This is a genomic window from Nesterenkonia sp. K-15-9-6, assembly GCF_052656005.1.
On record NZ_JBQYEY010000002.1, the window covers coordinates 104309 to 118680 of the forward strand.

Genomic DNA, 14372 nt, shown 5'->3' on the forward strand with positions numbered 1-14372 from the left:
CGGCGAAGGTTTCGATGGGCGACGCCGGTCCGCTCGTGCGTCCAGTCATCGCGCACGCGCACCCGATGACGCCGCCACTCCACACCTCGTCCGACGACGGACGAACGGAGCACGTGTCACCGAGTTCTGGACGCTCCGGGCCAGATCTGGTCCAAGATGTCCTTCCACGTGATGATGCCGACCGTCTTTCCAGGGGCCCGCACCACGGCGAATTGCTCACCGGCGGCTCGCATCTCCTGGAGGGCGTCGAAGACAGTGGTCCCGGACACCATCAGAAGCGGCTTGCGTGCCACGCGCTCGGCAGGCTCCTCAGGCCGCGCGCGCAGGGTGTCGCGCACGTGGACCACCCCGAGGCCAGCGGTCCCGGAGCGCCCCACCAGCACCCTCAGCCTCCCGGACGCCCGACACGCTTCCTGCACCTCCGCCATCGTGGCCCCGTCGCGAAGCGTGGGCACAGCCTGCTGCGGGGACTCGACGACGTCATCCACTGTCTGCACGCCAAGGGCCAGCAGATCCGAGATCTGGCGCCCGGACTCCCGGTCCAGCGTTCCGGCCTTCGTGGACCGTTCCACCAGGGTGCGAATGGTGTCTGAGTCGTAGCCGGCGACGGCGGCCCGATCCACAGGCTCGACACCCGCCGCTGCGACCAGACGGTTGGCCAAGCCGTTGATGGCCCGCAGCAGGGGACCCAGGATCGACACGATCACCTGGGCCGGCAGGGCGACGAGAGTCGCGGAGCGCTCCGGATCGGCGATCGCCCAGGACTTGGGCGCCATCTCCCCGACCACTAGATGCAGGAACGTCACCAGCAGCAGCGCCAATCCGAAGCTCACAGCGTCAGCGACCCATGCGGGCAGGAAGCCGAACACCGGCATCAGCAGATGATGGACTGCCGGCTTGGTCACAGCGCCGAGGGCGAATGTGCAGGCTGTGATGCCCAGCTGCGCGGCGGCAAGCATCAGCGTGAGCTGGTCCAGACCTCGGATCGCCGCGCGGGCCGAGGCGCTGTGCTGAGACTTCGTCTCCAGGCGGTGCCGCCGCGCGGCCAGCAGAGAGAACTCGATGACGACGAAGAACGCCGACAGCGCGATGACCACCACTGTGGCGATCGTTGGAATCAGCCACTCAGTCACAGCGTCTCCTCCCTGAGCTCGAGGACGACGGAGTGCGGCACGTGGCGGTCGAGGGATCTGATATCCGCCTCGAGGAAGCGCAGCACCGGCGTCGCTCCGGTCAGGGGCACTGCGCCGCTGTGCAGATCAATCCGCACGCGGTCACCTGGAGCAGGCAATCCCCCAGAGACGTGGATGATGAGACCCGACAGCGTCTCGAAGTCGCCCCGTGGCAGATCATATCCGATCGCCCGTTCCACCTCATCGACATGCACAGATCCGTTGACGTGCCACGTCGACTCAGCAACGGACACGATGTCCAGGGGGATCTCCTCATCATGCTCATCAGTCAGCTCACCGAGGACCTCCTCAGCGAGATCCTCCAGAGAGATCACGCCCGCGAACCCACCATACTCATCGATCACACACGCGAACTGTGTCCGCTGGCGTCGAAGTTCATCGACGGCGTCAGGCATAGTCATCAATGTCGGCAGGATGACAGGAGGCCTCATGAGATCCGAGACCGGCCTGTTCCACGGCTGCTCTGCGGCGAGGACATCGAGGAGATGAACCACCCCTACCGGGGCGTCTGACTCATCGATGACCGGATAGCGGGTGTGCTCCCGAGCCATGAGCTCACGAACGCCGTCGATCGTGGTCTCAGGCGTGACGACGCCCGCCCGAGAACGAGGAATCATGGCGTGCTCCACATCATGGTCAGGGAAGTCCAACAGACGGTCGAGCACGAGGAACAGATCCTCCGGGAGATCTCCGCTCTGTCGCGAATCGTCGACGATCTGTTCCAGGTCATCGGCATCGGCTGTGGAGTCGACATCATGAACGGGCTGAATCCCGAGCAGACGCAGGAGCACGTTGGCCGACCGGTCGAAGAACGTGATGAGCCACCCGAACGCCACCAGATACAGATGCGTGGATCCGGCGAGCCTCAAGGCAAGTACTGTGGGGTTCGCGATCGCGTAGTTCTTGGGGAAGAGCTCGCCGAAGATCATCTGTACCACTGTCGAGACGGCGAGGGCCACCACGGTTCCGGCGCCGACGGCCGCGGCCCGGGGGACGTCGACCAGTCCGAACAGGTCCCCCAGCGCCTCACCCACAAGGGGTTCTGCGACGTAGCCGACGAGCAGTCCAGTCACGGTGATGCCCAGTTGGGCGCCGGAGAGCATGAACGATGTGCGGTTGGTGACCTTCAGCGCCTTCGCGGCCGCAACCTCACCACTCGCGGCACGCGTCCTCAGCTGGTTCCGGTCCACCGACATGTAGGCGAACTCTTGGGCCACGAAGTAGGCGTTGGCGGCGATGATCAGCAGGATGACCAGGCATCCCACCAGCAGCAGGAGGAGGGTCGTCATCGACTGCCGCCCTCGATTGCCCAGTCGGAGGTCCCGGCACCCTGAGCCGAAAACCTCCCCTGAGAGATGACGGGAGTGGGCTGGAGGCCCGAACGGTGCAACATGGCCGCCCGATGCAGATGGCGGGCGGCCGACGGTTGATCACAGTCCACGGGGGACGACGTCCTTCCTTAGGTGACGGATACGTACAGTATAGAAGCCTCCTGCGACGGGCGGCTTGGTGGTAGGCCGCGGCGACGCTACCTTGGCAGACGAGGATCACGCGCTCTGTCCGTCTGCGGAATACTCCCCGCGGATGATCCCCCACCCCAGGCGTTTCTCTAAGCTGGCCGACATGCACGCTCTGCGCACCCTGACAGCTGGTCCCGCCGTCGTCATGCTGGGCCTGGCCGCCGCCCTTCTGCCCGCGCCGGCCGCAGCGGCGTCCGGCGATCCCACCGATGATGTGGTCCGGGATCTGTCCATCAGCATCGACCTCGACGAGGACGGGGTGATGCACGTGAAGGAGACCTACGACTGGGACTTCGGTGAGCGAGAGGGCCTGGGCTTCTTCCGCACGCTGAGCACCCAGATGCCCTCCGACGAAGGACCCCGCGTCGTCGACTATGAGGACTTCGCCCTGACCAGCCCCACCGGAGCGCCCGCCGCCGTCGCGGACATCGAGGAGTCGAGGGACGCCCTCCAGCTCAGCCTCGGGGCTCCGGAAGGGTCCGAGGACACTCGCACCGGACTGCAGACCTATGAGCTCAGCTACACCGTCCATGGTGCCGTCAACCCCTCGTCCTGGGACTGGATCGTCGCCGGTCCGGACCAGGACGTCTCCATCGAGCGGGTCACCACCGAGGTCACCGCACCGGAGGAGATACTCGACGGCGCCTGCTGGCAGGGCACCGACTCCGACCTGGACGACGGCCGCCCCTGTCCGGCAGAGATCGACGGCGAGACGATGACCGCCACGGCCACGACCCTGGAGCCGGGCGGGTGGCAGGGCGTGGAGGTCACCGTCCCGGAAGGCACCTTCTCGGCAGCGACTCCGGTCTATGCGGAGCCCACCGCCTCAGAGCGTCTCGCCGACACCATCGCCCCGGTCTCGGACCGCATCGGCCACGCGGTGCTGCAGGCCTGGTGGGCCGCGGCGGCCGCGGGGGTCGCCGCCGTCGCCGGAATCTTCCTGCTGCGGCGCCGCTCCGGCCGCGATGAGCACTTCCCCCTCCTCGCTCCCGGAGCGCTCCCGGAGCCAGGGGCCACTCTGGGGATCGCGCGCCTGGAGCAGGAGCCCCCGGCCGTCCCCCGTCATGCGGTGCCGGACGACCTGAGCCCCTACGAGGCAGCCCTGCTCTGGAGGAAGTCCGCCCTGTTTCTTCCGGCCGACTTCACCACACTCACGCTGGTGGATCTGGCCGCCCGCGGCCACCTCCACCTGGAGGAGACGACTGCCGAGCACGACGACGACAGCCGCGACTGGCTGGCCTCCACCACGATCGCCGACCGGAGCGGCCTGCCCGACGATGAGCAGGATCTTCTCGCGGCCCTCGACGCCGAAGGGGACGGCGAACCGATCCGACTTTCCGAGCTGGGCGATGAGTTCTCCACCGCGGCACAGAAGGCCCAGGCGAAGGCCCTGGCCTGCTTCGACGCGCGGCACCTGCTCAGTCGGCGGTTGGGCGGAGCAGGCAGCCTGTGGGACTGGACCGCGGCCGCCGGCATCACGGTGCTGCTCGTCGTGACGATCCTCGCCTGGGCCTTGACCATGCCGACCTCGCTGAGCCTGCTGCTCACCGGGATCACCGGGGCCCTCCTCCTGCTGGGGGTCCTCTGGGCGGCGACCGCGACGATGGGCACCCGACGCACTGCACTCGGCCGGGCCCACGTGGAGCAGCTGCGCGGACTGCAGGCCGCTCAGGCCGCCGTCGTCGAGACCTCCGACGGCACGGGACCGACCTCCGAGCTGACGCCGGATCAGATCACTTCGCAGCTGCCGTACGCCATGGCTCTGGGCGAGGCGAAACGCTGGGCCGCGATCGCCGAAGGCTCCGCCGCAGCCGGTGACAGCACCCTCCGCCCCCAGGGCCTCTCGGCCGGCAGCTGGTTTCTGCTGGCCACAAGCATGCAGCATACGATCGGCGCCTCGCACAGTTCCTCCGGCGCGGGTTCAACAGGATCGCCGGGGTTCTCCGCCGGTTCCTTCGGAGGAGGCGGTGGCGTCGCCGGGCGATGATCAGTCCGACTGAGCCTGCATGGTCTCCACGATGCTCCCCCTCCACGTCCGTGATGCGCTCCGCGGCCATTCCGTCTGCCGCCGGAACCGGAGACCGACTCGACGACAAGACCTGCGCCCTCATACGGGGCAGTGCGCTCAGAGGCTGCGCAGGAGACGCACCCCGGTGCCGCCGTCCCAGCTGGCCGAGCCCTGGACCCGGAACCCGTTGCGCTCCAGCACCCGCCGGGAGGCCACGTTCCCATGGGACACCTCCGCGGTGAGAGTGCACAGCCCGTAGGAGCCGACGGCCAGCTCGCAGATCCGTCCCACCGCCCAAGTAGCCACGCCGCGTCCTGCGGCGGCCTCCGCCACCCGGTATCCGAGGCTCGCACCGCCGGCGTCGACGTCGGTCAGGTTGATCCGGCCGATGATCGGCTGCCCGCCTTCGGGACCGAGGATCACATGGAACAGGTCTATCCCTGCGTCCTGCGCCTCCAGCAGCACCTGCAGCCGGTGGTCGAACTGCGCGAAGAAGTCGTCGCCGCGATCCGGGATGGACTGGGCGAAGTACTCGCGGTTGCGCTCCTCGAAGCTCAGCAGGCGGTCCCGGTGCGCAGCGGCCAGCAGCTCGATGCTCCACGCCATGGGCCGGATCCTTCCTGATCGCCCCCGCCGGACGATCTGCACCATCACATCACGTCTGCCTCACCACATCTGATGGGGCAGACGTGATTCTGGTGTGCAGAACGACGCCGCCTCGCCGCCGAGACACGGGCGAATCCTCCGCGTCGGGCCGGGTGAACTCCCAACGGCCCACGTTGCGAGCACAGAAAAACACAGATAAAGTCTGGTAAATCCCAACGAACGTGGGTAGAATCACACTCACGGGCACTTCCAGGAGCCACCGGCTCCGTGACCCGCCCCACCGGCAGCACCCGCCAGATCGGAGGACACGATGGCCCTGCTCGCACCCGAGCGCCACGACCGCATCCTGGCCCACCTTCGCACCCACGGCACCGTGACGGTCCAGCAGATCGCCGAAGATCTGTCCGTCACCCGCGAGACCGTCCGCAGGGACCTGGACCACCTGGAGAACGCCGGAGCCCTCCGCCGGGTCCACGGCGGTGCAGTCCCCGCCTCCCCCTCCTCTCGCACCGAGACCTCCTGGCGGGACCGGCAGGCCAGCCGCGCCGCGCAGAAGCAGGCCATCGCTCGGGCCGCCGTCGACTTCCTGCCTCCCGTCGGCACCGGCTCCCTGATGATGGACGCCGGCACCTCCACCGAAGCGCTGGCCGACCTCATCGCCGCCGAGTCACGCGACGCCGGCCCGGCCGAGTCCCGCGTGGTGATCACCAACGCCGTGCCGATCGCCCAGAAGCTCAGCGACGTCACCGCCGTCGACCTGGAGATCCTCGGCGGTCAGGTGCGGGGGCTCACCGGCGCCGTCGTCGGTGACCGCGCCCTGGAGACGCTGGCCGGCCGCCAGGCCGACGTCGCATTCATCGGCACCAACGGGATCGACGCCGAGTTCGGCCTCTCCACCCCGGACGCCGCCGAAGCAGCCATGAAAGCCGCCCTGATCCGCGCAGCCCGCACCTCCGTGCTGCTGGCTGACTCCTCCAAGCTCGGCCGCTCCACCCTCGTCCGCTTCGCCCAGCTGAAGGAGATCTCCGTGCTCATCACCGACGCCGAGCCCGACCCCGGGCTGCAGGACGCCCTGGACGCCGCCGATGTGACCGTCGTCGTGGCGGTGCCGCGATGATCCTCACCCTGACTCCGAACCCCAGTCTCGACAAGACCGTCGAACTGGACGCCCCCCTGGCTCCGGGGGCCGTGCAGCGCGCCGTCCGAACCTCCACCGAACCCGGTGGCAAAGGCGTGAACATCTCGCGCGCCCTGGTCGCCGCCGGGCAGGAGACCCTGGCGGTCCTCCCCGGAGACCACACTGACCCAGTGCTCACCGCGCTCACCCAGCTGCGCGTCCCGCATCGTGGCCTGTCCCTGAGCGAAGCGCTGCGCACCAACATCACCGTCACCGATCCGGCAGGCACCACCACGAAGATCAACGAGCCCGGCCCAGCCTTCGACGAGGTCCGGACCGAGGCGCTGCTCTCCCTCGCCCTGGACGCCGCCGAGGGCGCCAGCTGGGCGGCCCTGGCCGGCTCGCTGCCCCCGGGCGTGCCCGTCGACTTCTACGCCCAGGTCATCGGGCGGCTGCGAAGGAACCTCGGGCCGGAGGCTCCGCAGATCGCCCTGGACTCCTCCGGTCCGGCGCTCGCCCGAGCCGTGGCCGCCGAGCCGGACCTGATCAAGCCCAACGGTGAGGAGCTGCTGGAGCTGGTCACCCTGCTCACCGGCTCCAGCCCCCGCTTCTCCGACGGCCGCACCATGGAGCCCGAGGAGCTGGAGAGCCGCCCGGCCGAAGTGCTCCGCCTGGTCCGTATCGCCCAGGACCACGGCGTGCGCACCGCCCTGGTCACCCTGGGCGCCCACGGCGCCCTGCTCGTCCCCGACCGCCCTGGCGACGAGGTGCTGCGGGCCTGGGGCCCGGAGCTTCTCGCCCGCTCCACCGTCGGCGCCGGCGACGCCTCCCTGGCCGGGCTGCTGCTGGCCGCTCAGCAGGGCCAAGGTCCTGCCGGCCGGCTTCGGCAGGCCGCAGCCCAGGGCCGTGCCGCCGCCGCACTCCCCGGATCGGTCATGCCGACCCCGGATGATCTCGACCTCGACGTCGTCGTCGTGGAGCCACTCTCCGTCTGACCCCGCGTCAGCCGGATCCATCCCTGGAACACCACCCCGGAACACCGCACCCGAACTGCGAGGGACCCGCCATGAAGAGCATCATCACCCCGGAGCTCGTCAGCCTCGACGAGATCCGCAGCAGCGCGAAGCGAGAGGTCATCGAGCAGCTCGCCTCCCGCATCCAGCAGGCAGGTCGTACCGCGGCCGCCGAGACCCTGGTGGCCGACGCCTGGGCACGCGAGGAGAAGTCCGCCACCGGTATGCCCGGCGGCGTGGCGATCCCCCACTGCCGCACCTCGGCCGTCACGGAGGCCACCCTGGCCTTCGCCCGACTGCCCGAGCCGGTGGACTTCGGCGCCAAGGACGGCCCTGCCGACCTGGTGTTCTTCATCGCCGCCCCCGACGGCGCCGACAAGGCTCATCTGAAGATCCTCGCCGCCCTGGCCCGCTCCCTGGTCAAGAAGGACTTCGTCGCCGCCCTGCGCGAGGCCGAGGACTCCCAGGGGGTGGTGGACCGGGTCACCGAGGCCGTCGCTCCTGCCGTGGCCGAGCTCGAGGGGGCTGCGGGTGCGCCCGCCGACACCGCCCCGGCCGCAGCCGCAGGCACGGCTGCTTCGGCCACCTCCGGGGGCCGCCGGATCGTGGCCGTGACCGCCTGTCCCACGGGGATCGCCCACACCTACATGGCCGCCGACGCCCTGAAGCAGGCCGCCGAGGAGAAGGGCGTGGAGATCCATGTGGAGACCCAGGGCTCTGCCGGGGCCACCGCCCTGCCCGCCGACGTCGTCGCCGGTGCCGACGCGGTGATCTTCGCCGTCGACGTCGACGTCCGGGACAAGGCCCGCTTCGCCGGCAAGCCCGTGGTGCACGTGCCCGTCAAGCGCGGCATCGACGAGTCCGCCGCGCTGATCGACCGGGCCCTGGCGGCCGTGGACGACCCCTCCGCCCCGCGCGTCTCCGCTGAAGAGTCCGGCGAGGAGTCACATTCCGGGGCTGAGGAGAGCTTCGGCAAAAAGACCCAGCGTGTGCTGATGACCGGTGTCTCCTACATGATCCCGTTCGTCGCCGCGGGCGGTCTGCTCATCGCCCTGGGCTTCCTTCTGGGCGGCCATGACATCACGGACGTCGCCGACGACGTCGTGTTCGGCAATACTCTGTTCAATCTCCCCGACGGCGGCCTCCTCACGTACCTCGGCGCCGTCGCGTTCACCATCGGCGCCACCTCGATGGGGTTCTTGGTGCCAGCTCTCTCGGGCTACATCGCCTACGGCATGGCTGACCGCCCCGGCATCGCCCCGGGCTTCACCGCCGGCATGGTCGCCGTGTCCATGGACGCCGGGTTCATCGGCGGCATCGTCGGCGGTGTGCTGGCCGGCGCCGTCGCCGCCGGGTTCCGCCGTCTGGAGGTCCCCCGCTGGCTCGCCGGACTGATGCCGGTGGTGATCATCCCGCTCATCGCCACTCTGGTCTCCTCCGGCCTGATGTTCCTGCTGCTGGGCGGACCCATCGCCAGTCTGACCGCGTCCCTGGAGAGTTGGCTGTCCGGGATGACCGGCACGGCCGCCGTCCTGCTGGGTGTCGTCCTGGGCCTGATGATGTGCATCGACCTGGGTGGACCGATCAACAAGGTCGCCTACTCCTTTGCGGTCGCCGGCATCTCCGCGGGGTCCGTGGCCGACAACCCGGGGCCGCTGATGATCATGGCCGCGGTCATGGCCGCCGGCATGGTTCCGCCGCTGGGCCTGGCCTTGGCCACCTTCCTGGACCGGCGGCTGTTCACCCCGGTGGAGCGGGAGAACGGCAAGACCGCAGTGCTGCTGGGCGCAGCCTTCATCTCCGAGGGCGCCATCCCATTCGCCGCGGCCGACCCGCTGCGGGTGCTGCCCTCTGCGATGGCCGGCGGCGCCGTCACCGGGGCGCTGACCATGGCCTTCGGCATCACCTCGCTGGCCCCGCACGGCGGAGCCTTCGTGTTCTTCGCGATCGACTCGTTCGTGCTGTTCATCCTGGCCGTCCTGGCCGGTGCCGTGGTCACGGCCCTCTGCGTCATCGCCCTGAAGCGGTGGACCCGGCGCAGCCTGCCCGGCGCACCGGCCGCCGCCGAGCCGGCGACCGCCACCGCCTGACCCCCGCGCCCGATGGCCGGCCGCCCCGGAGTCTCACCGGAGCGGTCGGCCATCGGCCCGCCGGGCCCACAGACGGCCGCCGCGCGAGCGCACAGACGGCCGCCCCGCGTCCCCGCACCCGACCCGCACCACCTAGGATTCACCCATGACCTCCCCCGAGAACCTCCCCTCCGCCCCCGCTGACCAGGCGAGCACGCTGCCCGGCACCCGGTTCACCGGGGTCGGGGTCTGCCCCGGGCGCGCCGTCGGACCGGTGCTGTCCATGCCGGACGCGATCGCCGAGCCGGAGAACTCCCCGCGGGACTCCGGCATCTCCGAGGCCAGCGCTGTGGAGTCCCTGGAGGCGGCCACCGCCGCGGTGGCCGAGCAGCTGCGCGCCCGGGCCGCCGAGGCCGCCGGCGACGCCAAAGGGGTGCTCGAGGCGACCGCCCTGATGGCCACCGACTCGATGCTGAAGAAGGCCGCGATCAAGCGCATCTCCGGGGGCAAGACCGAGGAGCGGTCCTTCTACGAGGCGGCCGCGGAGGTCACCCAGATGCTGGCAGCACTCGGTGGAAAGATGGCCGAGCGGCAGCGCGACGTCCGTGACGTGCGCGACCGGGTCATCGCCCAGCTGCGGGGCGTCACGCCCCCGGGCATCCCCCACAGCGAGACTCCGTTCATCCTGCTGGCCGAGGACCTCGCGCCCGCCGACACCGCCACCCTGGACCCGGAGAAGGTCCTGGCCCTGGTCACCCAGGAAGGCGGTCCGCAGTCCCACACCGCCATCATCGCCCGGTCCCTTGACCTGCCTGCTGTGGTGGCCGCCCCGGGCGTGCTGCAGATCCCGGACGGCACCGAAGTGCACGTCGACGGCGCCGCCGGCGTCATCGACACCTCCGTCACCGACGAGCTGAAAGCCGAGGTGCAGGCCCATCGGGAGCGCCGGGCCCAGATCGCCGCGTTCGACGGCGACGGTCGCCTGGCCGACGGCACCGCCCTGCCGCTGCTGGCCAACGTGGGCAACGGAGCCGATGCCCGGGCCGCCGCCGAGGCGGGCGCCCAAGGTGTGGGGCTGTTCCGCACCGAGTTCCTGTTCTTCGACCGCGACTCCGAGCCCGGACACGAGGAGCAGGTATCCGCCTACCGCGAGGTCTTCGAGGCCTTCGCGGCCCGTGGCACCGCCGAGCAGCCCGCGAAGGTCGTGCTGCGCACCCTCGACGCCGGCGCCGACAAGCCGCTGCCCTTCCTCACCGACGCCGAAGAGCCCAACCCGGCGCTGGGTGTGCGGGGCTTCCGCACCGAGCTCGCCTCCCCCGGTGTGCTGGGTCGGCAGCTGGCCGCCGTCGCCGAGGCGGAGGCCGCCGCCGGTGACGGCGTGGACGTCTGGGTGATGGCCCCGATGATCTCCACCGCTGAGGAGGCCGCGAGCTTCCGCACCATGGCCGCCGAGGCAGGACTGAAGACTCCGGGCGTGATGATCGAGGTTCCGGCCGCCGCGCTCACCGCGGGCCCGATCACCGAGGAGGTGGAGTTCGTCTCCATCGGCACCAACGACCTCACCCAGTACACGATGGCCTCGGACCGACAGCTGGGCTCCCTGGCGGCCCTCAACGACGCCTGGCAGCCGGCGGTGCTGCAGCTCATCGGCGCCACCGGAGCCGCCTCACACGGGCCGGTGGGTGTGTGCGGCGAAGCCGCGGCAGATCCGGCCCTGGCTCCTGTTCTGGTGGGTCTCGGTGCGACCTCACTGTCCATGAGCGCGGCCGCCCTGCCCGCAGTGGCGGCCGTGCTGCGCACCGTCAGCCCTGAGCAGGCGAAGGAGCTGGCCGCCGTCGCCACGGCCGCGCGGAGCTCCGGGGAGGCACGCGCCGCCGTCGTCGCCCAGCTGCCGGCGCTGCAGGAGCTCGGCCTCGCCTGAGGCCGTCTCCTGGCGCCATCTGCAGGGCGCGCCGGCCCCGGCACCCCATAAGATGTGTACAGACCTGCGGCGCCGGCGTCGCAGGACACGACGCTCATCCGAGCACGACTCCAGATCAGCAGGAGGAGAACCATGGCCCAGAGGACCGCAACCATCGGCTCCAAGGCAGGACTGCACGCCCGTCCAGCCGCCGTCTTCGCCGAGGCGGCAGGCTCACAGCCGGTGGAGGTGAGCATCGCCAAGGCGGACAGCCCTGAAGAGACCTTCGAGGCCGGCAGCATCCTGGGCCTGATGGGCATCGGCGCCGAGTACGGCGACCAGGTGGTGCTCTCCGCCGAGGGCGACGGCGCGGAGGCCGCCCTCGACGAGCTGGTGCGCATCCTGGAGACCGAACAGGACGACTGAGCGGCTCAGCGGCGAGCAGCGCTCCCCGCGACGTTGAGAAGAGGCCGGTGCACGGGTCATGGCGACCTGTGCACCGGCCTCTTCCTCTCTGGACAGAACGCTGCATGTCTGGACAGCGGCCAGCCCGCCTGGGCGTGGCTCTGCGGCTGCCCTGGGGGCTCAGTCCCAGAAGTCGATGAGCCGGGCGTCACGGCCGTCGAGCTCCGCCCACGGCTTCTCCACGACGAAACGGGCCAGGCCGGCGGTCGGGAAGCGCGAGGCCAGGCGCAGCACGGGATCCTCGGCGGAGTGCACCGAGGCGAGTTCCATGCCGAGGTCCTGGACGGTGGGCAGGTGCCCGATGACCAGCAGCCGGCGCACCGTCTCCGGGGTCTCGTTGATCACGGAGAGCATATGGCGGGACCCCGCCCCGTAGAGCCTGCCGTCCAGGTACGGGGTGGGGGCCTTCTCCTCCAGCTCGTGGTTGATCCAGATGCACGTCTGACGGGTGCGCATGGCATCGGAGCAGATGGTCGCGTCCGGCAGGACCTGCTCGGCCAGCAGCCGCTGTCCCACGGCACGGGCCTGCTCGGCGCCGCGGTCGGTGAGAGTGCGACCGTGGTCGTCCTCCGAGAAGGCGTGTCCGGCCTGAGCATGGCGCAGGATGAGCAGCTCGACGGCGTCGTCCATGGTCCCCTCCCGCGGCGCCGGGCGCCGTTCAGATGCGGATCAGATGCTGTACTCGGGGGCGGCCCAGACCGTGACCTCGGGGTGCTCGTAGAACCGGTAGCCCTGGCCGCGAACCGTACGGACCGTGTTGGCCAGGCGGCCCAGCTTCGAGCGCAGGCGCCGGATGTGCACGTCGATGGTGCGCTCGTTCGGCATCTGCTCGGTGTCGGCGTTGCGCCACAGGGCCTTGAGGAGCTCCTCCCGACCCACGGTGCGGGTCCCGTTCTCCACCAGGTAGTTCAGCAGCTCGAACTCCTTGTAGGTGAGGTTCAGGTTGTCCCCGTCCAGCTTGACCTCGCGGCGCGAGAGGTCGATCAGCACCCCGGAGCTTGAGGGAGCCTGAGGGGCTGCCACGGGCACCTCCATGGTGCGGTGGGTGACCGTAGGGTCGCCGAGCGCCTGACGGACGACGTCGAGGTCGCTGCCTTCGGCGGCCGCGGAGGCCATCGCCATGGCGATGTGGACCTGGGACTCGGGGGCGATCGACTCTACGTAGTCGCGGAGGTCGGTGGCGATCTTGTGCAACGAGGTGCCGGCCGCGGTCGCGGTGTCCTCGTCGAGGCCCACGTAGACCACGAAGCCGCGGGCGACGACGTCGGGCTGGACCAGCTGGGGGCCGCCGCCGTTCTGGGCGACCACCGGAACGGGCCCGGTGCGCGGCTGGCTCGAGGAGCGGCCTCGTCCTGCCCGACGGCCGGCCTGCTGGTCATCGCCGTCGCGCATCCGGCGGGCGATCTCCGCACGACGTGCCGCATTGCGGACGGACACGTGGACATACCCCGGATTCTGGGCCTGACTCGGATGTGCGGACATGAGGTGGTTCTCCCTGGCTGCCGACCGGTCGATTCGGACTCCAGACTCCACGTCACATAAGAAAAATGCAAGTAACAAAGCATGGAATATTCCACATTCTGAGACGATGCGGCGTGTTTGTGAGCAGGCTCACACTTTTGGGGCGGGAATCACGAGTGGACGAGCCCCCGACGGCGAGTGCGCCGCGGACGCCGTCGACACCCCCGATGCCGCATGGCGTCGCGGGACGCGGCGAACGGGTCAGCTCGGAGACCGGGATCCGCACCAGCGAGCTGACATCGGACGATGCGCGAGGCGAGCGCGAATAATAGCGCGTCCGGCCGCGCAGGGGCTGGGGAGATGCTCAGCAGAGCTCGGAACTCACTCCGCGAGGCCGTAGAGGCGATCCCCGGCGTCGCCGAGCCCGGGCACGATGTAGGCGTTCTCATCGAGCTTCTCGTCGATGGCGGCCAAATAGAGGTCCACCTCCAGATCGCCCACGTCCTTCTGCAGCCGCTCGATGCCCTCCGGAGCGGCGAGCAGACAGATGCAGGTGACCTCCTTGGCGTTGCGACGCTTGAGGAAGCGGATGGCCTCGGCCAAGGTGCCGCCCGTGGCCAGCATCGGATCCAGCACGAAGACGTGCCGTCCGGTCAGGTCGTCGGGGAGCCGCTCGGCGTAGGTGATGATGTCGAGGGTCTCCTCATTGCGGGCCATACCCAGGAAGCCGACCTCCGCGGTGGGGATCATGGAGGTCATACCGTCCAGCATGCCGAGTCCCGCGCGCAGGATCGGGACCACCAGCGGAGTGGGGCCGGCCAGCTGAGTCCCTTCGGTCTCGGTGACCGGGGTGGTGATGGTGATCGGCTCGGTGGCGATCGAATCGCTGGCCTCATAGGAGAGCAGCATCACCAGCTCCTTGGTGAGCTGCCTGAAGTGGTTGGAGCTGGTCTCCACCCGCCGGAGCTGGGTGAGCTTATGGGCGATGAGCGGGTGTTCCACGACCTGTACACGCATGGG

At 69.9% G+C, this 14372-nt stretch carries 12 protein-coding genes; 6 read left to right on the forward strand and 6 right to left on the reverse strand.

From position 1 onward, the window contains the following. Positions 1–116 precede the first annotated feature (116 nt). Both SD455_RS01725 and SD455_RS01730 read right to left on the reverse strand, forming a co-directional pair. Positions 117–1133, reverse strand: coding sequence for a CNNM domain-containing protein (locus SD455_RS01725; protein WP_070158424.1), 1017 nt, complete (start codon positions 1131–1133; stop codon positions 117–119). After that, positions 1130–2482 carry a hemolysin family protein gene (locus SD455_RS01730; protein WP_070158423.1) on the reverse strand — a complete coding sequence of 451 codons (1353 nt, stop codon included), beginning with the start codon at positions 2480–2482 and terminating at the stop codon, positions 1130–1132. Before SD455_RS01730 ends, SD455_RS01725 begins: the two co-directional genes overlap by 4 nt. A 334-nt stretch (positions 2483–2816) precedes the next feature. Between SD455_RS01730 and SD455_RS01735 the strand changes: the two genes are divergently transcribed. Next, complete coding sequence (locus SD455_RS01735) at positions 2817–4700, forward strand: DUF2207 family protein (protein WP_445507061.1); 1884 nt, start codon at positions 2817–2819, stop codon at positions 4698–4700. Between the two features lie 138 nt (positions 4701–4838). On the opposite strand, the gene SD455_RS01740 is transcribed toward SD455_RS01735, so the two are convergent. After that, a complete protein-coding gene (locus SD455_RS01740; protein ID WP_445507062.1) occupies positions 4839–5327 on the reverse strand; it encodes a GNAT family N-acetyltransferase in 489 nt (162 codons plus the stop codon). 310 nt (positions 5328–5637) lie between these two features. Here SD455_RS01740 and SD455_RS01745 point away from each other — a divergent pair, with 310 nt between their 5' ends. From SD455_RS01745 to SD455_RS01765, 5 genes are all read left to right on the forward strand, one after another. Further along, the gene (locus SD455_RS01745; protein ID WP_139827689.1) at positions 5638–6444 is read left to right on the forward strand and encodes a DeoR/GlpR family DNA-binding transcription regulator; all 807 of its coding nucleotides are present in this window, start codon (positions 5638–5640) and stop codon (positions 6442–6444) included. Next, positions 6441–7439: a 1-phosphofructokinase family hexose kinase gene (locus SD455_RS01750; RefSeq protein WP_445507063.1), complete on the forward strand. Its 999-nt coding sequence runs from the start codon at positions 6441–6443 to the stop codon at positions 7437–7439. The genes SD455_RS01745 and SD455_RS01750 overlap by 4 nt, the downstream gene beginning before the upstream one ends. 71 nt (positions 7440–7510) lie before the next feature. Beyond that, positions 7511–9547 (forward strand): PTS fructose transporter subunit IIABC, encoded by a 2037-nt coding sequence (locus SD455_RS01755; protein ID WP_445507064.1) that lies wholly within the window; start codon positions 7511–7513, stop codon positions 9545–9547. A gap of 145 nt (positions 9548–9692) precedes the next feature. Next, the gene (ptsP, locus tag SD455_RS01760; protein WP_445507065.1) at positions 9693–11447 is read left to right on the forward strand and encodes a phosphoenolpyruvate--protein phosphotransferase; all 1755 of its coding nucleotides are present in this window, start codon (positions 9693–9695) and stop codon (positions 11445–11447) included. 132 nt (positions 11448–11579) lie between these two features. Further along, complete coding sequence (locus SD455_RS01765; RefSeq protein ID WP_070158986.1) at positions 11580–11852, forward strand: HPr family phosphocarrier protein; 273 nt, start codon at positions 11580–11582, stop codon at positions 11850–11852. 159 nt (positions 11853–12011) lie between these two features. Here SD455_RS01765 and SD455_RS01770 read toward each other — a convergent pair whose 3' ends face one another. The 3 genes from SD455_RS01770 to upp form a co-directional block, all read right to left on the reverse strand. Further along, positions 12012–12521, reverse strand: coding sequence for a SixA phosphatase family protein (locus SD455_RS01770; protein WP_070158985.1), 510 nt, complete (start codon positions 12519–12521; stop codon positions 12012–12014). Positions 12522–12560: 39 nt separating this feature from the next. Next, a complete protein-coding gene (locus SD455_RS01775) occupies positions 12561–13373 on the reverse strand; it encodes a winged helix-turn-helix domain-containing protein (RefSeq protein ID WP_070158984.1) in 813 nt (270 codons plus the stop codon). Between the two features lie 360 nt (positions 13374–13733). Next, positions 13734–14369: a uracil phosphoribosyltransferase gene (gene upp, locus SD455_RS01780; RefSeq protein ID WP_070158983.1), complete on the reverse strand. Its 636-nt coding sequence runs from the start codon at positions 14367–14369 to the stop codon at positions 13734–13736. Positions 14370–14372: the final 3 nt, after the last annotated feature.